The organism is Streptomyces sp. NPDC021622 (assembly GCF_040640795.1).
Lineage (GTDB): Bacteria > Actinomycetota > Actinomycetes > Streptomycetales > Streptomycetaceae > Streptomyces.
Window position 1 is genome coordinate 11,438 of record NZ_JBFACK010000009.1, and the last position, 19,284, is coordinate 30,721.

Here is a 19,284-nt window from a genome sequence, read left to right on the forward strand (position 1 = left end):
CTGCACGGATAAGTGGATCGGCGGGGCTGCCAGACACATTTCCCCGCGTTCTCGGGAACCCCTCATCGACACCGGCCTCAAGGGTTACGCCGATGAGGCGTATCAAGGCGCGGACCGGAACGTCCGCATGTGGTGTAGATCAGCCCGGAGAGCGGCACGAATCCCCTTGATCGTGCGAGAGCTCTCAAGGATCGATTTCGCGAGGGAATCGTCGCCCTCCACGGGCTTCGCGAACTCGGCCAGCGCCTCATCCAGGCTCGTCCAGTGCCGGAACCGCCCCTGGGCCTTCTCCACATCCCGGCGCACGAGCGTGGGGTGCTCGTCGCCAGAACCGAAGTCACTGGTGTTGGCGCTCGCGAAGTAGACCGTCTCCTCCGGGTGCTCCTGGGCGTACTCGATGGCGGTGAGCCAGATCGCGGCGTCCCGCGCCCCGATCTTCTGGTCCTTCACCTTCCGGCACGGAGGGAGGCTGTTCATCTCCCGGATGGTCGCTTGCCGCAGCGCTTCCTCACTTGTCGGGATCGTCTCCACGACGGCACTCCAGCGATCACGCCAGAGCTCGGAGATGCGAGGCCATCCAGCGGAGGCAGCTCGATTCCCTTCCACGGCTGAATGTCTTGGAGCGCGGCGAGCGCGTCGTGTGCCTTCTCGTACTTCTCGCGGTACTTGATCGCCTGCTGGGCCGCGAGAGGGCGTCGAGCCCGTACCGACCGCGACCCTGTTCTGACCGCCCACAAGGTTTGGTCTAAATGCCGCGTGAACTGTGGGAATAGTGGCGGTCAAACCCGCGCGCAGTTCGCGGGCCACGCGGTCGCCGGTGTGCGCTCTCCCGACGGAGCGCCGGGTTAGCAAGGTGAAGCGCGTGCCCCGGCACCGGCGAAAGGCGGGCACGCGATCCGGCAAGATGGGCGCATGCCCCAGACCCCGATACGCCCCGCACAGCCCTTCGACGAGAAGTGGATCGCCCAGGCCCTCAACGGTTTCATCGAAGGTTCCGGACACTGGGGGCCCGGCACGCTCGCCGTGTTCACCGAGGTCGGCGGCTACTTGACCGGGAGCGGCGAGGAGGCGCCCGCGCGGTACCTGGGCTGGAACTGGTACCGGTTCATCGGCCGGTGCGGCGCCGTGGCCCTGCGGGCGAGCTCCTTCCACGTGCAGGACCATCTGCGCGCGGTCCAGCTGGCGATGCTGGATGTTTGGGCGGAAACCCCCTTTGCCGACCCGGAGGTTCGCACCCGGATGCGTACGGGCGTCCTCGAACTCGCCGACAACGACACGCGTGCCGCTCGGACCCACGACGGTGCGATGGTCGCTCTGCACGGGCTCGGCACCGGCCGGGACGGGCAGCGCTTCGTCGAGTTGCGCACCGGCACCGCCCAGCCGCCGGCACCAGGTCGGATCACGGCCACCGAGCCGGTGCCCGCGGCCGGTTGGGACACACCCGACCGACTGCGGCGCCTCGTGCACCTCGTACGGCAGAAGGGTCCCGCGCCCTGGGACCGCGAGGCGGCCGTGGTGCTCGCCGAGCGGACCGGGTTGAGCCGGGCCGGTGCCGCGCTGCTGCTCGCCGGAATGCCCGATGTGAAGTACGGGTACCGGGGACTCGATGCCGAGGCGCGCAAGGTGATGGGACTCAAGCAGTCCGAAGCCGAGGCCGGTGAGCGGGAGTTGGCGACCCTGCGCGTGGCCGAGCGCCTCGACCTGCTGGCCGACGTGCTGCCCGAGGACCCCGAGCAGTTGTGGCTGGAGGGCGGGCAGCTGGCGCTCGCCGAGCGGATCGCCGAGGCCTGGCGCAGGCAACAGGGCGTACGCCCCGCCGTGCCCGAGTCGACGCTCGCCGTCGCCGCCGAGCACAGCGATATACGGATGGCCCCGGCAGCCGTGTGCGCCGTGTTCGCCGATCCCGCGCGCGAGCCGCGGCTGACCCGCGACCCTGACACCCGGCTGCGGGTGAACAGCATCAGCGGCGGCGGCTGGGAGGGCGACGAGGGTTTCCGTTTCAGGGAGCTGCTCGTAGTGGTGTGCGACGCCGTCGACTGGGTGTACGCCGAGCTTCCCGAAGGAGATCCCGTACGCCGGGGCGTCCCCGAGACCGTACGGCTGCTGCGGGAACGCCTGGCCCACCCGGAGTTGCTGCTCTCCGCCCGTGGCCGCAGCCTGCGCGGCCGCACCGTGGCGGAGCTGCTGCCGGGCTTCCCCGGCGCCCTGCCCTACTTGGACGCCGCCGAGCCGCTTGCCCATCCCACGCTGGACGACGGCCTGGTCGTCGTATCCGAGGCAGGGTTCGACCGGCGCGGTGAGCGCGAGGCGCCCGGCGTGTACTTCCGGCCCGGCCGCTACGGGGCCGACGAGCGCTCGCGGCGCTTGGAGGCTGTGGTCGATGTGGAGGACTCGCATCTGGCGTTGGTCCGCCGGCTGCGCGGTCCCGAGTTCGAGCGCATCGTGCAGCGCATAACCGAGGGGTCGCTGCCGCCGGGCGGCTACGAGACCGATCCGCGGCTGTCCGCACCAAAGGTGGTCGAGGAGGTGGCCGCCACCACCGGTCTGGATACGGACGCTGCCACTTTGTATCTGCAGCTGCTCGCCCTGCCCGTGCCCACCGACCGCCGTATCCGCCGCTTCAACCGGTGGACTCCCGCGCACCACAAGGCCGTTGCGGCCGCACTCGTCGAGGCCGGTCTTGCGGTCGCCGACCGCAGGGCCCGGGCCGGGCGGGGGGTGTTCCTGCCCGGCGACTGGGCGGGCGGGGACAAGTTCTACCCTCCGATGGAGACCTGGAAGGCCGGGCTGCTCGGGGTCCGGGTCATCGGGCACAAAGTCTATTCACGGCCCGTCGCCGGCCCCCTGCCCGAACTCTTCGCCCGGGCCTGGCGGACGCGTCCCCACTGAGCGTGGTGGCACGTTCCGCAGGTTGCGCCAGAACACCGGCCCGAGGCCCTGCGGGAGGCCACCCGGCAGGCCGCCGCGAAGCGGCAGCACGCCTTCCGCACACGGTTGTCCGTCGGAGAGAAGAGCGCCCGAAAACGCATGGCCACGCTCGGCGCGGTCTACGATGCCGAGCCGGCCTGGATGAGGTCGAGTTGGTGGCGGGCGCCGTCGACCAGGACGACTCAGGTGCGGCGGTGGCCGGGGTCGCGGGCCTGCGCGTGCTCGAAGACCTGCGCCACGACGTGCTCAGCGTCGTGTTCGACCGAGCCGCACAGCCATTTGTCCCGGGCGACGGGCCCAGGGCGCGGCCGGTAGTCGGGCGATCGGCCGCCGGGCGGGGCGATCACGTCGTGCGGGCGGCGGGGTGATCGCCACCGGGATCATCGAGGGAGCCGCCAGGCACCTCGTCGCCGACCGCCTCGACGTTGGCGGCGCCCGCTCCCTCCATCTGAAGGCCGGGCATCCCAGCTGACTCGGCCTCGCCAACATCTTCCCCGTCGCCGTCGAACGCGCCGGCGCCCTCGCCGGACCCAGCGGCGTCGCCACCGCCTCCACACTCGGCTACGGCGGCATGCTCCTGGGACCATCCGCCGATGACGGAACGGGGGAAATGATCTGCCCGTGGCCGGCGTGATCACGGCGTCGCAGCCGTCCTGGGCAGCTGCCCGGCTCATGCCGGGGTGATCGCGCGGTGAAGTATCGCGTTGTGGTCGAGGATGATGCCGCCGTGCGCGTGCATGTGTTCGGCGCCGGCCCAGAAGCGGCGACGGAACTCGGCGGCGCGTCGGGCCGGCAATGTCTCGTCCACGGCCATGGACATCTGGGACTCCAGCAGCTCCCAGAGCGCCGATGGACCGGGCACCTGTACGGCTGCCGCGACCTGTCGTTGCGTCAGCTCGATGAATCCGGCCTCGGCCAGCAGGGCGGCCGGATCCGCGGGTGTCGCGGCGTCTGCGGCAGGGCCGGGGGCGGGCCAGAACTCCTGGGCCAGCCGGGTGAGCCACTCCCACCGGGCGCGGGCTCCGTTTACCGACAAGGCGACCGTCCCACCCGGTGCCAGGACCCGGCGTATTTCGGCCACCGCTGCCGCGGGGTCCTCAAGAATCTCCAGCACGTCGGCAGCGACCACCGTGTCGAAGGAGCCGCGGGGAAAATCGAGTCGTGTCACGTCCATCTGCCGGACGACGATCTCCGGTACGTCCTCGGCGAGCCGACGCACCATTGCGGGGGTCACATCGATCGCGGTGACCACGCAGCCGCGGGCCACGGCGGTCCTGGCGGCCGCGCCGCGCCCGGCTCCCACGTCCAGCAGCCGGGTCGCCGGTGCCGGATCCGCGAAGTCGATCAGCCGCTGCCCGAAGTCGGCCGCGTACGTGGCCAACTCCTCGTAATGGTCCGCGTGGTCCTCGAACCACCGCATGTGGGTATTCGCCTCGGTCACGGGCCCTCCTTGGTCATGGACGGGGCCGCGCACGGGGCGCCGCGGGTGCCTCGGACGCGGCGACGCGCTGCAGAACGGTGTAGCCGAGTTGGACGTCTGGATTGTCGTTGAGCACGGCGCCGTACAGCTCGGTCCAGGAGTGGAAGCTGTTCTTCGGCATGGCCACGGTGCGCAGGCGGGCGACGGTCACTTGGGCGGGCAGTCCGAGAGCCGACAGATACGTGGCCAGCGCGAGGGAGCGGGGCAGGCAGAGACCGTCAGGGAGCACCGTGCGAAGGACCAGTTGGGAGGCGAAGACCTCCCGGCGGGCCAGCCGGAGCGCGGTGCCGGCCGGGAGGGCGGCCAGGGCCGCCGATCCGGGGCCGGGGCGTAGACGCCGCAGATACAGGTGCGCCACCGACCAGCCGCGCCGACGGTAGATCCACAGCGCGCGGAAGGTGCGCCCCACTGCGTACGCGCGGAGCGGGAGAGGGATGCGTGGCGGGGTGGTGGCCGGGTCGAGGTCGGACAGGAAGAACTCCCCGTCCGGTGTGGTGACGGCTCTGTTCATCGCGGGCCCTCTTGCGTGGCGGCCAGCAACGCACGGTCGCGGAGCTGCCCGGTGAGCTTGGCAAGACCGGATTGGAGGGTCTGGTCCGTGGCGTCGATCTGTTCGCGGAGGCGGCCGACCACATCGTCCACGGTGTCGCCGTGCAGGGCTGCCCGCAGCATGAGGGTGGCCGTCGAGTTCAGCGTCAGGTAGACACCCTTGTGGGTGTCGAGAATGACCCCCGCGCCGTCGGTGTCGTCGAAGACGGCGTGCTCAGCCAGCCGTACGAGAGGCATCGCGAACACCCTTCTGCGTAACGGAGGCCCGCCGCGCGTCGCCGCGCAGGAACAGCTCGGTCATGGCGGCGCAGATCAGCTGTTCGGCATTGCGGCGCAGGCTCGCCGGCTCGGCAAGGACACGCGCGAGCTGCCGCGGATCCACGATGCCCATCCGCATGAGGTGCGCGTCCGGGCGCCCGATCAGGTCGGCCAGTACCTGGCCGTGGTTGAGGGCATAGTTCTTGTGCGGCGAATCCAGCCACAGCCGTCCGTAGCGGCGCCAGATCCTCTCCGGGAGCCGGGTGGACAGGAGCAGCCGGAGCACCGGCTTGGTGATCAGCCTCCCCTGGTAGGGCAGGAGCCGGTAGGCGTCCGGCATACGGGCCGCGAGGCGGCGGATGCCCTTGTCGCCCAAGGGACTGCACAGTTGGATTCCCCGCGGTCGCCAGACACTGAGGTCCACGCAGTGGTCCCGGGCCGAGTACGCGTCGTTGAACCGGTCGTCGGGCACGCCGGGAAGCGGGGTGAGGAAATCGGTGGCTCGCGCGTTGTCCCCGGTCGGCACCAGATCGCCCAGAACGGATGAGGACGCGCTGGCGCTTCGGAGGATGCGGGAGGACTCGAAGCGTGAGCACAGCAGCCCCCGGCACAGCGCCGCCTTCTCTCGCAGGCGGAGATCGCCGTGCAGTACCTCGTACAGCCCGTAGCGCGTCGGGCCGAAGACCATGTCACCATCGCGGCCCCAGGTCAGGAAGGTGATTCCGTCGCGCTCGATGCGGTCGGCGATCTGCTCCTGCCACCGGAAGGCGATGTTGTTGTAGGGATGCGGGAGCTCCCACTTCTCGGACAGATAGCCCTCGTCGTGGTCCATCATGACCGGCACGAAGGGTACGCCCAGGTGGTCGCAGACCTCCCGTGCGTAGCCCGACTCATCGGCGAGAGGGTCGTCGGTGGCCTGGTGGTAGGCGACCACGTCGGCTCCGGAGTCCACCAGGGCCGTGAGCACCGCCCCGGAGTCAAGACCGCCGCTGAGCAGGATGCCGATCCGGCCGCGGCCGGTGTACGGGCGCACCGCCCGCAGGATCAAGTCGTAGGCGATCTCGGCGTATTCCGGCATCGTGGTGTGCCGGGGCAGTTCCAGCGGGACGATGGGGTCGTACTCCACGACGTCTACGCGGTCGCGGTCGACGACCACCACCTGTCCGGGCAGGACCGGCGTGAGGTTGTCATAGATGAACACCTCGTCGCCGCGGCACGAGCGCCAGATCGCCTCGTGGTCGAACTCCTCCGGGCCGTCGAGCAGATCGGTGGGATCGGTCGACCACCGCAGCAGTGCGCCGTCCCTGCGATGGAGCAGACCTTCCCGGCTGGTGGCGCTCCGGAAGAGAAAGACTCTGTGCTCGGTCACCAGGCAGCCGGCCAAGTCTCCTGGCAGCCGCGCCAGTTCGGCGTAGCGGGCATTCTTGAGGGCGGAGGCTATCTGCCGTACCCGGTCAGGCGTCACCGGCCCCATGACAGGTCCGGACAGCAGCAGCCGCTCCCGGTCCGCGGGGGCCGGAACCCGAGGAGCGTCCGGTGCCGCATGCCACTGCACGGCGAGGCGGCCCGTCTCGGGAGGTGCCGGGCGTTGTCCGAAAGGGGCGGCCACGTAGGTGATGCGGGAGTCGGGATCACCGAAATGAACCTGCCCGCAGCAACCCGTGTAGTCCCCGACCAGAACAGACTCCGTGCCCGTCACCGGACGCTCCCCTCCGTACGCGCGAAGCGCTGTCCGTCGCTACGGCTCCCTCCCCGGGCATGCCTGCCCGGGGAGGGAAATGGACTCACAGCAGCACGCGGTGGGCCGGGTTGTCGTGTACGAGCAGGCCACCCATGGCTGTCAGCTCCTCGACCGTGCCCAGCTCCTCGACCTCAGGCTCCACGTAGGGCCGCTTTGTGATCGATTCCTTGCCCGTGTCATGTTCCATGGCCATCTCCTTGCTTGTCGCAAGTGGGGGTGTCCGGCCTCCACCGTCCCGCCCCGGCAAGGCGCGCGGAAGGCCGTATCCGGCCCTGCGCGAGTGCCTGGAGGCACACATCTCTGGCTGGCGATGCAGCTTTTTGGGGGCCTGCCCGGACCGGTATCCGTCCCGCGGTCCTGGGACAGGTCCTGGGACAGGGCAGGCCGCCGGCCGTCCTGGTGCGGCGCTCAGTCGGTGGCCAGAAACTGGGTGGCGGCCAGCTCCCCGTACAACGGGTCGGCGACGAGGAGTTCGGCGTGCGTGCCCACGGCCCTGACGCGGCCGGTGTCCATCACCACGATGCGGTCGGCCATGGTCACGGTGGACAGTCTGTGCGCCACCACGAGGACCGTGGTGGTGTGAGCCGCCTCGGCGACGGTCTCGCGCAGCGCTGCTTCGTTGACCGCGTCGAGTTGCGAGGTGGCCTCGTCCAGCAACAGCAGCCGGGGGCGGCGCAGCAGCGCCCGGGCGATGGCCACGCGCTGGCGTTCGCCTCCCGAAAGACGGGTGCCGCGGTGGCCGACGCGGGTGTCCAGGCCTTCGGGGAACCCGGCGACCATGGTGTCCAGGCGCGTGGTGCGCAGCGCTTGGCGAAGATGCTGTTCATCGGCGTGCGGCGCACCGATGAGGAGGTTCTCGCGCAGGGTGCCGGACAGCACGGGTGCGTCCTGTTCTACGTAGCCGATCGCGGCGCGCAGTTGCGCGATCGGCCAGTTCTTGACGTCCTTGCCGTCCAGGAGGATGCGGCCGGAGTCGGCCTCGTAGAACCTTTCGATGAGGGAGAACACGGTGGTCTTGCCCGCGCCGGAGGGGCCGACGAAAGCGGTCATGCCGCGCGGGGGGATGGTGAAGCTGACGCCGTGGTGCACGTCGGACAGTTCTGGGCGGTAGCGGAAGCGCACCTGCTCGAAGACGACTGCGGCTGGTGGTGTGCCGGGCCGTGGCAGGTCGGCGTCGGGGTCGCCGGACTCGGCCGGCAGCTGGTGGGCCTCCTGGATGCGGGCGACCGCGGCGGCTCCGACCTGGTAGTCGGCGACCGCCCCCACCAGCTGGTTGACCGGCGGGATCAGGTAGTACACGTACAACAAGAACGCGACGAGCGTACCCACGGCGACGCTTCCGGAAGCGACTCGGGCGCCGCCGACGCCCAGCACCGTCAGGAAGGCCGTCTGTGCGGCGAGCCCGGCGGTGTTTCCGGCAAGCGCCGTCCATTTCGCGGCCCGCACGCTGGCCCGCCACGCCTGGGCGGCGGCTTGGTGGATGCGCTCCTCCTCGCGGTCTTCGGCTCCCGACGCCTTGACGGTGCGCAGTGCCCCGAGCGAGCGCTCCAGCGCGGCGCCCATGAGGCCGACGGACTCCTGGGCCCGGTGGCTGGCCCGGTTGATCCGCGGCACCACCAGACCGATCACCGCACCGGCGATGACGAACACGGCCAGAGTGACGCCAAGCAGCACGGCGTCCAGCAGCCCCATCATCACCAGGGTCGCCGCCAGAGTGAGGGTGCCGGTGACCCCACCGACCAGCGATTCGGTGGTGACCTGGCGCAGCAGGGTGGTGTCCGCGGTGACCCGGGCCATCAGGTCGCCCGGTTCCATGCGGTCCACCGCAGGCACCCGCAGGCGCAGCAGGTGCGACACCAGTCCCTTACGGGCCGTCAGGACCACGGACTCCGCGGTGCGCGTGAGCACATAGCTGCCCAGCGCCCCGACAGCCGCGTTGGCCACGACCAGCGCGGTCATGGCCAACAGGGCACCGGCCACGGCCCGGTCCTGCGCGAGGTTGTCCAGCAGCCGCTTCGCCGCCAACGGCAGGACCAGGCCCGTGGCCCCGGCGACCAGGCCCAGCAGGCCGCCGACGGCCAAGGCGGGGCGGTGGGGCCGCACATAGCCGAGAAGGACCTGGCGCGTAGTCCGGGGAGAAGGCTTCTCGTACGGCGGCGCGCCCAATGGATCTCCTCGATGCAGTTCCCGGGACGTCGATGTCGGACTCGTCCCCAGCATCCAGGACAACCCGAGCCGGCACAGGGGGTTGACGAAGGTTGCGTCATGGCTCAGTGCTGGTTGCGACCGTGCTGCAGGGAGGGCCCTGTGGACTCACGGGGACGGGGAGGGTGCGGAGCTGATCGTTCCCTCTCCCGGTCGAAGCGCCATCCACTGCCGGTTGATGTCACTCCACACGGCTTGCCACTGCGTGAAGATGGGATCAAGGGCAGCATGCCCCAGATCGCTCGGTGACGTGCGGGCAAGGAGAAAGTCCAGCTCGTCACGGAGCCCGAGCAGTCGATACTGGGCCTCCTCCATAGCCTGCCAACGTGCGCGCCAGTTGAAGAAGGCCTCAATCGCGCTGACCCCAGTCGCGACAGCCACCATCGTGAAGGCGACGTTCGCCCACAGACCGAGATCCTGAAGCCCCAGTATCACCGTTGAGGCGGACGAGAGGGCGAGGGAGCACAGCCTGATGAGCGCAGCAGATCGTCGGAACCTCGCCTTCCGCACACTCACCAGTCCGATCCCTTGAATCAGTTGCTCCCTCAGCCACAGTGCTACCTCTTGTGGCGTCAAGCCCGCTCTCGGGGGCCCTGCATCCGTCATGCCACTCCTGCCAGACGTGTGAAGGCCATCAACTCCCGGCCTGCTGACGGTAGGTGTCCCGCCTTTGCGATCCCTCAACCAGCCTTCGTTTCTTCGTGTTTAGCAGACTTGGAGCAGCATCAACGTGGCGATGAACAGCGCGGCCGTAGACCTGGTCGGCGCGGGCCTCGGCGGACTGATCGCCGGATCCCTGTCCCCCACACGCCACCTGCTCGGCCTCACCGTCATCGGCCTGATCGCCCTGTGCACGGCGTTCGGCGCGGGAGCGCTCGCGACTGGGGCGCACTCCACCTCGAACAGGGCCTGAACGCCCACCGACCCGACGATGAATGCCCCCGGGCGGCCAAGTCGACGACCTGGCCGCCCGGGACACGCACGAGGTGCCCCCGTCACCTCAGGTCCTGGCTGACAGCGGCAGGACCAGGCGCGCTGACCTAGACCACTCCCTGCGCGATCATCGCGTCCGCGACTCGGAGGAAGCCGGTGATGTTGGCGCCAAGGACGTAGTCGTCCGGGGCGGCGCCATACGTCGTGGCGGTTTCGCGGCACTGGGCGTGGACATCCCGCATGATCGCGGCGAGCCGGGACTCGGTCTGCTGGAAGCTCCAGGTGTCACGGGCGGCGTTCTGCTGCATCTCCAGGGCGGAGGTGGCCACGCCACCCGCGTTCACTGCCTTGCCGGGGCCGAAGAGCACCCCGCCCTCCCGGAACACCTCGACGGCCTCGGGCGTGCAGGGCATGTTGGCCCCCTCGGCGACGGCGATCACACCGTTCTTGACCAGAGCCGCGGCGTCGTCGCGCCGCAGTTCGTTCTGGGTCGCGCACGGCAGCGCGAGATCGCAGGGGACGTCGTACACCGTCCCGCGGGCGGAGAAGCGTGCGGTCGGCTTCGCATCGGCGTACGCGGAAATGCGTTCCCGGCGCACCTCCTTGATCTCCTTGAGCAGGTCCAGGTCGATGCCCTCCTCGTCGACGAGGTAGCCGGAGGAGTCGGAGCAGGCGACCACGCGGCCGCCCAGGGCGTGCACCTTCTCGATGGCGTAGACGGCGACATTGCCGGAGCCCGAGACCACGACCCGGCGCCCCTCGAAGCTCTGGCCGCGGGTGGCGAGCATCTCCTGGGCGAAGTAGACGGTGCCGTAACCGGTGGCTTCGGTACGGGCGTGCGAACCGCCCCAGGCCACCGGCTTGCCGGTCAGGACTCCTGACTCGTAACGGTTCGTGATCCGCTTGTACTGGCCGAAGAGGTAGCCGATCTCACGGGCCCCGACGCCTATGTCCCCGGCGGGCACGTCGGTGTGCTCGCCCAGGTGCCGGTACAGCTCGGTCATGAAGGCCTGGCAGAACCGCATCACTTCGCCGTCCGAGCGGCCCTTGGGGTCGAAGTCGGCTCCGCCCTTGCCTCCGCCGATCGCCATCCCCGTCAGCGCGTTCTTGAAGATCTGCTCGAACCCCAGGAACTTGACGATGCCGAGATTGACGCTCGGATGAAACCGCAGGCCGCCCTTGTAGGGACCGAGCGCACTGTTGAACTCCACCCGGAAGCCGCGGTTGACGCGCACAACGCCCTGGTCGTCGACCCACGGCACCCGGAACATGACCTGGCGCTCCGGCTCGGACATCCTCTCCACGATCCCCGCGTCCACGTACTCCGGATGCCGCTCGAGCACCGGCTCGAGGGAGCGCAGCACCTCGTCCACCGCCTGATGGAACTCCCCCTCCCCCGCGCTGCGCCGGCAGATCTGGCCGTAGACATCCTCGATGTACGCCTTTGTATCCATGGTCATATGGCCTTCCCGTTCCGAAAGCCCGGCAACGCTGCCGGGTGGAGTGCCAGCACCCTATGACGGGGCGCCTGCGTCTCTCCTTACGGTCGGTGGAGCGATCAGCCGACCCATGCGTGGCCGGAATACCCGCCCCGTTCCAGTACGGGACGCCCGGCGCGTCCCGCCGGAACAGGTCAGTAGAGCTTGTTGACGGCCGTGGCCGTCGTGGTCCTGAAGTCGGCCACCTGGGCGTCCGCGAAGCCGCCCATCTGACCCCAGGTGACGAGTGTCACCGTCGCGCCGTCCCGGCCCACCGAGAACAGGTTGATGTCGGAGGCACCCCATGACGTCACGGTGCGGACGCCGTAGACGTGGGCTCCCTCTTCGGCGTTCACCTTGCCGTAGTACTTCTGCTTCGCGGTGATCCCGGGGTCCTCCTTCATCACCTTCTTCGCGCACCCGTCGAGCTTTCCGCGCAGGAGGGCAGCGAACTCCTTCGCCCGCTGCTCGCTGCGCTCGACCACCGTCACCTGCAGCGCGCCGGTGTCGTAGTCGGTGCGGTAGGCGCGGTGCACGGACGTCGACGGAAGTGCCTCGCCGACGCACATCGGCAGCGGGTCGGGCTGGCCGGCCGTCACCGGGCCCGCGAGCCACTCCGAGGCCGCGTGCGGCGGCAGTTCGGAGGGCGCCAGGAAGCGCGGGGTGCCGGCCGCGGAAGCCGGCGCCGCCGCCATGGCGGCCCCTGACGTGGCCAGCGCCGCGGCCGCGGCGATCAGTCCCTTGTTCATCCGCACACTCGTCTTCATGGGGTTCCCCGGATCACTTGGTCGGCCTGCCCGTCGGGGCAGCGGCGGCCCGCGCCGCCTTTGCCCCATACGACCCGCTACTCCCCAAGTGCGTTGCCCTCTCCCGTGTCACAGCCCTGTCCCGCATGTCACCGAACGGCAACACCCGCACGGCCGTCGTTCTGAGCGGGAGAGAGGAGACAGGAATCGGACCGCGCCCTACGGTGTGAGTGCCGACCGGCCGCGGCCAGGGGGTGGGCCCGATGGCGGACTTGGCGCAGAGGCTGATCGACCACGTCACCCGCGGGGAGCTGCTCGACCTGGCCGCAGGTGAGTCCGTCGACGAGGCGGCCATGCGCGCGTGGGGCGAGGACCGGACCATCGAGGCCGCTGTCGTCCGGGACATCCTGCGGGGCCGTCTCGCCCCCGACCCCGATCCCCATGGACTGCAACTGCGCGGCGCGCGCATCACCGGCCGCCTGGACGCGGAGAACCTCACCACGCACGTGGCACTGGCGCTGTTCGACTGTCTGCTCACCGAGGGCATGGTGGCCCGTAACGCCCACCTGCCCTATCTCGTGCTGGAGAGGTGCCGCCTCGAGCATCCCGATGAATCGCCCCTCGCCGCCGACTGGCTCACCGCATCTCGTGTCTCCCTGGAGGGAGCGACCGTCATCGGAGCCACCGAGTCCGCAGCGGTGTCGCTGATCTATGCGCGCATCAGCGGGGTGGTGGACTGCAGCGGTGCGCGGCTGCTCAACCCCGACGGACGCGCCTTGGACGCCGACGGACTGCGGTGCGGAGGCGGCCTCTATCTGCGCGACGGTTTCGAGGCCGTGGGCGACGGCGAGCTCGGCCTGGTGCGGCTGATCGGGGCGGACATCGAGCAACTCGACTGCACCGGGGCAAAGTTGCGCAATGACAGCGGTCCCGCCCTGATGGCCGACGGAATGCGAGCCGACCAGGGGGTACGGCTGCGCGCCGGTTTCGAGGCGGTGGGCGCCAGTGACGCCGGCGCCGTGCGGCTGCTGCAGGCGTGCATCGGCGAACTGGCCTGCACCGGGGGGAAGGTACGCAACGACACCGGTCCCGCACTGGTGTTCCACGATCTGCGGGTCGACGGAAACGCTCTCCTCCGGCGCGGCTTCGAGGCCCTGGGCAGCGGAGAGTTTCCGACGATCCAACTTCCCGGGGTACGCATCAGCGGCTCCCTGGATCTCGACCCGGCCCGCCTGGAACATCCCGACCCGTCCCACCGCCTGGACGTCGACGGGCTTGAGTACGGCGACCTCGCGGAGAGCTGGCGGGACTGGCTGGATCTGCTCCGCGACGCCACTCCGTACTACGCGCCGCAGCCCTACCAGCAGTTGGCCGCCGCCCAGCGCGCCGCAGGACACGACCGGGACGCCCGTGCGGTGCTCATCGCACAGCGGCACGACCAGCTGCGCAGGGCCGCCACCACCCCCGGCGAACGGGCCTGGGGCCTATTGACGTGGCTCACTCTCGGATACGGATACCAGCCCTGGCGTGCTCTGCTCGGCCTCCTGGCCATCGTCCTCGCCTCGGTGTTCCTCGCCGTGCTCGGCCCCGGCGCCCACGGCGGACTCGCCCGCACCGTCCCGAGGGATGGGACTGCCGTCAGCTGCAGCACGGTCGACCGCATCGGCGTCGGCCTCGACTTCGGCCTGCCGCTGATCAAGACGGGCGCCCGCAGCGACTGCACCACCACCGACACGGCAGCGGGGCAGGCCCTCACCGCCGCCGGATGGACCCTCCAGGCCTGCGCCTGGGCCTTCGCCACCCTCTTCGTCGCCGGCTTCACCGGCGCCGTCCGCAAGACCTGACCGCGTCGAGCGCACTCCATCCGGCACAATCCACGCATGGAGATCTCCCAGCACCTTCACATTCTGGACGCCGAAGGCAAGTTGCTTGCGGGCGCCGCCGAAACGGCAGGCACGGCTGCCGAGGTGGCCACCTGCCCCGGCTGGCAGGTGCGTGATCTGCTGCGGCACACGGGGGTCGTGCACCGCTGGGCCGCGGCGTTCGTCGCCGAGGAGTGCGGCTCGCCCCGGCCGATGGGTGACCCGCCCGGCCTTGACGGCCCCGCCCTGGTCGACTGGTACCGGCAGGCGCACGCCGACCTGGTCGGCACGCTCCGGGCCGCATCGCCCGACGTACAGTGCTGGGCGTTTCTGCCCGCGCCATCGCCGCTCGCGTTCTGGGCGCGGCGGCAGGCGAACGAGACGACGGTTCATCGCGTGGACGCCGAGTCCGCACTCGGGGGCACTCCGTCGCCGATCGGTACGGAGTTCGCCGTGGACGGGATCGATGAGTTGCTCCGCGGGTTTCACGCCCGCTCGCGCAGCAGGGTGCGGGTCGAGAAGCCCTGCCGACTGCGCGTACGGGCCACGGACGCGGACGCCGCGTGGACCGTGCGGCTCTCCGAGGAGCCGCCCGTCACCGAGCGAGGCGGCACCGAGGACGTCGACTGCGAGCTGTCCGGGGCCGCCGATCAGTTGTACCTGGCGCTGTGGAACCGCGCGGACTTCCCGCACATCGAGGGTGACTCCGCGCTCGCCGCGCTGTGGCAGGAAACGTCCGGCGTATAACGTCCGGCGTAGAAAGCCCCCGGAGGCTACTGGGAGCCGGGCTCCGTCAGCATCCGGCCGAGGACCTCGCGCTGCAGCGGCCGCACCTGCGTGTGCAGCGCGCGTCCCTTCTCCGTGAGGCACACCCGTACGCCACGCCGGTCCTCGCTGCACATCCCGCGCTCCACCAGGCCGTCCTTCTCCAGGCGGCCGACCAGGCGGGACAGCGCGCTCTGGCTCAGATGCACCCGGCCCGCGATCTCCTGGACGCGGTAGGCGCCGCCGCCGTCCTCCGCGGCGCTCTCGGACAGCACGTCGAGAACTTCGAAGTCGCTCGCCCCGAGGCCGTACTCATGCAGGGCGCGGTCGAGTTCGCACAGAGTGCGTGCGTGCACCGCGAGGATGTCGCGCCATTGGTCCACGAGCGCCTGCTCGGCCGTTTTCGCCGCCATGACATCGCACGGTAGCAGAAAAAGCCCCCATTGTTGCATCGGAATTAAATGCACTTGCACTCAATGCATGTGCATGTACTGTGCTGCGCATGACTTCTCCGCTCACAGCTGACTCCGCGTCCCCGGAGCGCTGGTCCCCGCGCCTGTGGGGCACCCTCCTCGTGCTCTGCGCCGCGATGTTCCTCGACGCACTCGACGTATCGATGGTCGGCGTCGCCCTGCCCTCCATCGGCTCCGAACTGAACCTCTCCACCTCGACCCTGCAGTGGGTCGTCAGCGGCTACATCCTCGGATACGGAGGACTGCTGCTCCTCGGCGGCCGCGCCGCCGACCTGCTCGGACGGCGCCGGGTCTTCCTGATCGCGCTCGCCGTCTTCGCGCTCGCCTCGCTGCTCGGCGGATTCGTCGACTCGGGCCCGCTCCTTATCGCGAGCCGCTTCATCAAGGGGCTGAGCGCCGCGTTCACCGCGCCCGCCGGCCTCTCCATCATCACGACGACCTTCGCCGAGGGCCCGGTCCGCAACCGCGCGCTCACCATCTACACCACCTGCGCGGCCACCGGCTTCTCCATGGGCCTTGTCCTGTCCGGTCTGCTCACCGAGGCCAGCTGGCGCCTGACCATGCTGCTGCCCGCGCCCATCGCCGTCATCGCGCTGGTCGCCGGCCTCAAGCTGATCCCGCGCAGCGCCCGCGAGAAGAACACCGGCGGATACGACGTGCCGGGCGCCGTCACCGGCACGGCGACCATGCTGCTGCTCGTCTTCACCGTGGTCGAGGCCCCGGAGGCCGGCTGGGCTTCGGCCCGCACGCTCCTGTCGTTCCTCGTCGCCGCCGTACTGCTCGCCGTCTTCGTACGCATCGAACTGCGCACCCCGAGCCCGCTGATCCGCCTCGGCGTGCTGCGCTCAGGACCTCAACTCCGGGCGCAGATCGGCGCGATGACGTTCTTCGGCGGCTATGTCTCCTTCCAGTTCCTCGCCACGCAGTACTTCCAGTCGCTGCTCGGCTGGTCGGCCCTGGAGACGGCGCTCGCCTTCCTGCCGGCCGGCGCGCTCGTCGCCCTCTCCTCGACGAAGGTCGGCTCGGTCATCGACCGGTTCGGCACCCCGCGGGTCATCGTGGCGGGCTTCGCGCTGCTCGTCGCCTCGTACGTGCTCTTCCTGCGGGTCACCCTGACCCCGTCGTACGCGTCCATGGTCCTGCCGTCGATGATCCTGCTCGGCTTCGCCTGCGCCCTGGTCTTCCCCTCGCTCAACATCCAGGCCACCAATGGCGTGGACGACGACGAGCAGGGCATGGTGTCGGGGCTTCTGAACACCTCGATCCAGGTGGGCGGCGCGATCTTCCTCGCCGTCGTGACCGCCGTGATCACCGCCGCCGGCGACGGTGCGGGCTCCTCGCCGCAGGCCGTGCTCGACAGCTACCGGCCCGGCCTGATCGTGGTCACCGCGATCGCGGTCGCCGGACTCCTGATCACCCTCACCGGGCTGCGGACACGTCGTACGCCGGAGTCGGTCGTCGTCGCCAAGTCGCCAGCCCAGGAAGCCTCCCAGGAGGACGAGCGGGAGCCGGTGGCCGCCCGCGACTGACCGTGCGGGACGGCCGTGCGGGACGGCCGTGCAGGACATCAACTCCCGGGCTCCGGCGGGCAGTTCCTTGCCCGCCGGAGGCGCACCCCTGACACTCGGGGTATGGCGCGACGCACACAGGCCGAGCGGGACGAGACCACCGTCGAGATCGGCTTCGCGCTGTTCGTCGCCACGAGCCTCGCGGGTGCCGCCTTCCTGGCGGTGACGACGCCGGTCCACCTCTTCGGTGTGACGTCACCCTCGGAGCACACCCTCAACCGCGTCGGCGCGGTCGTCGCGGCCACGGTCTTCGTGGCGTCCGTGGTGACGATCCTCGTGCGGCACCGGCGGGCGGGCCGGCGCAGGGTGGAGCAGCTCAGGGTGGACCAGTCCAAAGCCGCTCAGCCCAGCCAGCCGGGCCGCACCAAGCCCGACTCGTAGGCCAGGACCACCAGTTGGGCGCGGTCACGGGCGCCGAGCTTCACCATCGTGCGGCTCACATGGGTCTTGGCGGTGAGCGGGCTGACGACCAGGCGGCGGGCGATCTCCTCGTTCGAGAGGCCGATGCCGACCAGCGCCATCACCTCCCGCTCCCGCTCGGTGAGTTCGCCGAGCGGCTCGGCGGCCGCCGGCTCCTTGGAGCGCGCCGCGAACTCGGCGATGAGGCGGCGCGTCACCCCCGGCGAGAGCAGCGCGTCGCCGTCGACCACCGCGCGTACGGCACGCAGCAGTTCCTCGGGCTCGGTGTCCTTGACCAGGAAGCCCGAGGCTCCCGCGCGGATCGCCTCGAAGACGTACTCGTCGAGCTCGAAGGTGGTCAGCATGACCACTTTGACGCCGTTCAGGTCCGGCTCGTCGGTGATCCTGCGGGTCGCGGCGAGCCCGTCGAGCAGCGGCATGCGGATGTCCATCAGGACGACGTCGGGGCGCAGTTCGCGCACCATGCGGACCGCTTCCTCGCCGTCCGCCGCCTCTCCCGCGACCTCGATGTCACGCTGGGCATCGAGCAGCGCCTTGAAACCGGCCCGGACAAGGGACTGGTCGTCGGCGAGCAGTACGCGGATCATCACTCGTTCTCCTGAGGTTCCGTGCGGGTGGGCAGTACCGCTGTGACCCGGAAGCCTCCGTCGGGGCGCGGGCCCGCCTCGATCGTGCCACCCAGGGCCGCGGCACGCTCCCGCATCCCGGCAAGACCGTTGCCGCTGCCGCCCGCGTCCGCGCCGGTGGCGGGCCCGTCGTCGTCCACCCGCAGGGTGAGCGCCGTCTTCTCGTAGCGCACAAGCACGCGCGCGTGCCGCGATCCGGAGTGCCGCACGACGTTCGTCAGGGCCTCCTGGACGATCCGGAAGGCGGCCAGATCGGCGCCGGGCGGCAGCTTCACCGCCCGCCCCTGGGTGTCGACGTCGACCGTGAGGCCCGTACTCGCCGCCTGCTGCACCAGCTCGGGCAGCCGGTCGAGGCCGGGCGCAGGCGCGCGCGGTGCGTCACCGGGCGCACGCAAGGTGTCGAGGACCTGGCGCACCTCCCCCAGCGCCTCCTTGCTCGCGGCCTTGATGGTGGTCAGCGCGGTGCGCGCCTGCTCGGGGTCGGAGTCGAGCAGGGCAAGTCCGACGCCCGCCTGGACGTTGATGACGGAGATGCTGTGCGCGAGGACGTCGTGCAGTTCGCGCGCCATGCGAAGGCGCTCCTCGTCGGCCCGCCGCCTGGCGGCCTGCGCCCGCTCGGCGCGCTCCTTCATCCACTGCTCACGGCGTACGCGGGCCAGCTCGGACACCGCGATGATCGCGACGACCCAGACGGCGACGACAGTCTCTTCCCCCCAGGTCCGCGCGTTGTCGCCGTCCGGCGGCAGCCACCGGTACAGCCAGTGCGCCACCACCAGATGTCCCGCCCACAGCATGCCGACGGCCCCCCACGCCGCCCGCCGGTGCCCCGAGACCACCGCGGCGAAGCAGCCGACCGCCACCGTGATCAGGACCGGGCCGTACGCGTATCCGGCCCCCAGGTAGAGCAGTGCGGTCCCGGCCGTGAAGTACGCCACGGGGACGGGGTGGCGGTGGCGCAACAGGAGCGAGGCCGTGCCGGCGAGCAGGATCAGCCGGGCGATCAGGTCGAGTGGTTCACGGTCGAGCTGGCCCTCCGCGGCGAACTTCGAACCGACCTGCACGAACACGGTGAGGAAGAGCGTCGTCAGCCACGGCAGCCTGCCGCCCTCCGCCGCCTCGTCCCGTTGGTTCCACCAGGGCGGGCCATGCCGCCACATCGGGGGTCCGCCCCAGGGCAGGGGCGGACCGCCGCGCCTGTGTTCACGCTGCTCGTCCATGTCGGCCACGCTAGACCGCGGGGCACGTCGGGGGC

19 protein-coding genes and 2 pseudogenes are annotated in these 19,284 nt (G+C 70.4%); 7 read left to right on the plus strand and 14 right to left on the minus strand.

The features are described from left to right. Positions 1-102 precede the first annotated feature (102 nt). Entirely contained in the window at positions 103-1,002 is a 900-nt protein-coding gene (locus AB0G47_RS18975) for a PIN domain-containing protein (protein WP_360770910.1), read from the minus strand. Between AB0G47_RS18975 and AB0G47_RS18980 the strand changes: the two genes are divergently transcribed. Beyond that, positions 913-2,889: a hypothetical protein gene (locus AB0G47_RS18980; RefSeq protein WP_360770913.1), complete on the plus strand. Its 1,977-nt coding sequence runs from the start codon at positions 913-915 to the stop codon at positions 2,887-2,889. The genes AB0G47_RS18975 and AB0G47_RS18980 overlap by 90 nt on opposite strands. A gap of 221 nt (positions 2,890-3,110) precedes the next feature. Here the strand turns inward: AB0G47_RS18980 and AB0G47_RS18985 are convergent, their stop codons facing one another. Then, complete coding sequence (locus AB0G47_RS18985; RefSeq protein WP_360770916.1) at positions 3,111-3,275, minus strand: hypothetical protein; 165 nt, start codon at positions 3,273-3,275, stop codon at positions 3,111-3,113. Between the two features lie 119 nt (positions 3,276-3,394). Here AB0G47_RS18985 and AB0G47_RS18990 point away from each other — a divergent pair. Next, a pseudogene (locus AB0G47_RS18990) lies at positions 3,395-3,520 on the plus strand (MFS transporter); the annotation flags it as partial. 78 nt (positions 3,521-3,598) lie between these two features. Here AB0G47_RS18990 and AB0G47_RS18995 read toward each other — a convergent pair. The 7 genes from AB0G47_RS18995 to AB0G47_RS19025 form a co-directional block, all read right to left on the minus strand. Next, positions 3,599-4,369 carry a class I SAM-dependent methyltransferase gene (locus AB0G47_RS18995; RefSeq protein WP_360770919.1) on the minus strand — a complete coding sequence of 257 codons (771 nt, stop codon included), beginning with the start codon at positions 4,367-4,369 and terminating at the stop codon, positions 3,599-3,601. Between the two features lie 13 nt (positions 4,370-4,382). Next, positions 4,383-4,919, minus strand: coding sequence for a lasso peptide biosynthesis protein (locus AB0G47_RS19000; RefSeq protein ID WP_360770921.1), 537 nt, complete (start codon positions 4,917-4,919; stop codon positions 4,383-4,385). Beyond that, a complete protein-coding gene (locus AB0G47_RS19005; protein WP_360770923.1) occupies positions 4,916-5,194 on the minus strand; it encodes a PqqD family protein in 279 nt (92 codons plus the stop codon). Before AB0G47_RS19005 ends, AB0G47_RS19000 begins: the two co-directional genes overlap by 4 nt. Then, positions 5,172-6,914, minus strand: coding sequence for an asparagine synthase-related protein (locus tag AB0G47_RS19010; protein WP_360770926.1), 1,743 nt, complete (start codon positions 6,912-6,914; stop codon positions 5,172-5,174). Before AB0G47_RS19010 ends, AB0G47_RS19005 begins: the two co-directional genes overlap by 23 nt. Before the next feature lie 85 nt (positions 6,915-6,999). Beyond that, the gene (locus AB0G47_RS19015) at positions 7,000-7,143 is read right to left on the minus strand and encodes a hypothetical protein (RefSeq protein WP_266869467.1); all 144 of its coding nucleotides are present in this window, start codon (positions 7,141-7,143) and stop codon (positions 7,000-7,002) included. Positions 7,144-7,364: 221 nt separating this feature from the next. Next, positions 7,365-9,122, minus strand: a complete 1,758-nt coding sequence (locus AB0G47_RS19020; RefSeq protein ID WP_360770929.1) for an ABC transporter ATP-binding protein — start codon at positions 9,120-9,122, stop codon at positions 7,365-7,367. Positions 9,123-9,269: 147 nt separating this feature from the next. Beyond that, a complete protein-coding gene (locus AB0G47_RS19025) occupies positions 9,270-9,677 on the minus strand; it encodes an SLATT domain-containing protein (protein WP_360770932.1) in 408 nt (135 codons plus the stop codon). 199 nt (positions 9,678-9,876) lie between these two features. On the opposite strand from AB0G47_RS19025, the pseudogene AB0G47_RS19030 reads away from it, so the two are divergent. Then, positions 9,877-10,073: pseudogene (locus AB0G47_RS19030) on the plus strand (MFS transporter); the annotation flags it as partial. A 128-nt stretch (positions 10,074-10,201) separates the two neighbouring features. On the opposite strand, the gene gdhA reads toward AB0G47_RS19030, so the two are convergent. Continuing rightward, the gene (gene gdhA / locus AB0G47_RS19035; RefSeq protein WP_360771670.1) at positions 10,202-11,548 is read right to left on the minus strand and encodes an NADP-specific glutamate dehydrogenase; all 1,347 of its coding nucleotides are present in this window, start codon (positions 11,546-11,548) and stop codon (positions 10,202-10,204) included. A 179-nt stretch (positions 11,549-11,727) separates the two neighbouring features. Next, a complete protein-coding gene (locus AB0G47_RS19040; protein WP_360770935.1) occupies positions 11,728-12,321 on the minus strand; it encodes a hypothetical protein in 594 nt (197 codons plus the stop codon). A gap of 260 nt (positions 12,322-12,581) precedes the next feature. On the opposite strand from AB0G47_RS19040, the gene AB0G47_RS19045 reads away from it, so the two are divergent. Both AB0G47_RS19045 and AB0G47_RS19050 read left to right on the plus strand, forming a co-directional pair. Beyond that, complete coding sequence (locus tag AB0G47_RS19045) at positions 12,582-14,162, plus strand: hypothetical protein (protein WP_360770938.1); 1,581 nt, start codon at positions 12,582-12,584, stop codon at positions 14,160-14,162. A gap of 36 nt (positions 14,163-14,198) precedes the next feature. Beyond that, positions 14,199-14,927, plus strand: coding sequence for a maleylpyruvate isomerase family mycothiol-dependent enzyme (locus AB0G47_RS19050; RefSeq protein WP_360770940.1), 729 nt, complete (start codon positions 14,199-14,201; stop codon positions 14,925-14,927). Positions 14,928-14,953: 26 nt separating this feature from the next. Here AB0G47_RS19050 and AB0G47_RS19055 read toward each other — a convergent pair whose 3' ends face one another. Next, complete coding sequence (locus AB0G47_RS19055) at positions 14,954-15,358, minus strand: MarR family transcriptional regulator (protein WP_360770943.1); 405 nt, start codon at positions 15,356-15,358, stop codon at positions 14,954-14,956. 89 nt (positions 15,359-15,447) lie between these two features. Between AB0G47_RS19055 and AB0G47_RS19060 the strand changes: the two genes are divergently transcribed. Together AB0G47_RS19060 and AB0G47_RS19065 are read left to right on the plus strand one after the other, a co-directional pair. Continuing rightward, positions 15,448-16,947, plus strand: a complete 1,500-nt coding sequence (locus tag AB0G47_RS19060; protein ID WP_360770946.1) for an MFS transporter — start codon at positions 15,448-15,450, stop codon at positions 16,945-16,947. A 102-nt stretch (positions 16,948-17,049) separates the two neighbouring features. After that, positions 17,050-17,367, plus strand: coding sequence for a DUF6332 family protein (locus AB0G47_RS19065; protein WP_360770949.1), 318 nt, complete (start codon positions 17,050-17,052; stop codon positions 17,365-17,367). Here AB0G47_RS19065 and AB0G47_RS19070 read toward each other — a convergent pair. After that, entirely contained in the window at positions 17,328-17,993 is a 666-nt protein-coding gene (locus AB0G47_RS19070; protein WP_360770952.1) for a response regulator transcription factor, read from the minus strand. The two genes, AB0G47_RS19065 and AB0G47_RS19070, sit on opposite strands and share 40 nt — an antisense overlap. Beyond that, the gene (locus AB0G47_RS19075; protein WP_360770955.1) at positions 17,993-19,249 is read right to left on the minus strand and encodes a sensor histidine kinase; all 1,257 of its coding nucleotides are present in this window, start codon (positions 19,247-19,249) and stop codon (positions 17,993-17,995) included. Before AB0G47_RS19075 ends, AB0G47_RS19070 begins: the two co-directional genes overlap by 1 nt. Positions 19,250-19,284: the final 35 nt, after the last annotated feature.

Bases quoted from the DNA above. Each gene is read 5' to 3' on its own strand.
- AB0G47_RS19040 (WP_360770935.1), bottom strand. From the start codon at position 12,321: ATGAACAAGGGACTGATCGCCGCGGCCGCGGCGCTGGCCACGTCAGGG.
- AB0G47_RS19045 (WP_360770938.1), top strand. From the start codon at position 12,582: ATGGCGGACTTGGCGCAGAGGCTGATCGACCACGTCACCCGCGGGGAG.
- AB0G47_RS19050 (WP_360770940.1), top strand. From the start codon at position 14,199: ATGGAGATCTCCCAGCACCTTCACATTCTGGACGCCGAAGGCAAGTTG.
- AB0G47_RS19000 (WP_360770921.1), bottom strand. From the start codon at position 4,919: ATGAACAGAGCCGTCACCACACCGGACGGGGAGTTCTTCCTGTCCGAC.
- AB0G47_RS19060 (WP_360770946.1), top strand. From the start codon at position 15,448: ATGACTTCTCCGCTCACAGCTGACTCCGCGTCCCCGGAGCGCTGGTCC.
- AB0G47_RS19005 (WP_360770923.1), bottom strand. From the start codon at position 5,194: ATGCCTCTCGTACGGCTGGCTGAGCACGCCGTCTTCGACGACACCGAC.
- AB0G47_RS19015 (WP_266869467.1), bottom strand. From the start codon at position 7,143: ATGGAACATGACACGGGCAAGGAATCGATCACAAAGCGGCCCTACGTG.
- AB0G47_RS19055 (WP_360770943.1), bottom strand. From the start codon at position 15,358: ATGGCGGCGAAAACGGCCGAGCAGGCGCTCGTGGACCAATGGCGCGAC.
- gdhA (WP_360771670.1), bottom strand. From the start codon at position 11,548: ATGGATACAAAGGCGTACATCGAGGATGTCTACGGCCAGATCTGCCGG.
- AB0G47_RS19065 (WP_360770949.1), top strand. From the start codon at position 17,050: ATGGCGCGACGCACACAGGCCGAGCGGGACGAGACCACCGTCGAGATC.
- AB0G47_RS19075 (WP_360770955.1), bottom strand. From the start codon at position 19,249: ATGGACGAGCAGCGTGAACACAGGCGCGGCGGTCCGCCCCTGCCCTGG.
- AB0G47_RS18980 (WP_360770913.1), top strand. From the start codon at position 913: ATGCCCCAGACCCCGATACGCCCCGCACAGCCCTTCGACGAGAAGTGG.
- AB0G47_RS19070 (WP_360770952.1), bottom strand. From the start codon at position 17,993: ATGATCCGCGTACTGCTCGCCGACGACCAGTCCCTTGTCCGGGCCGGT.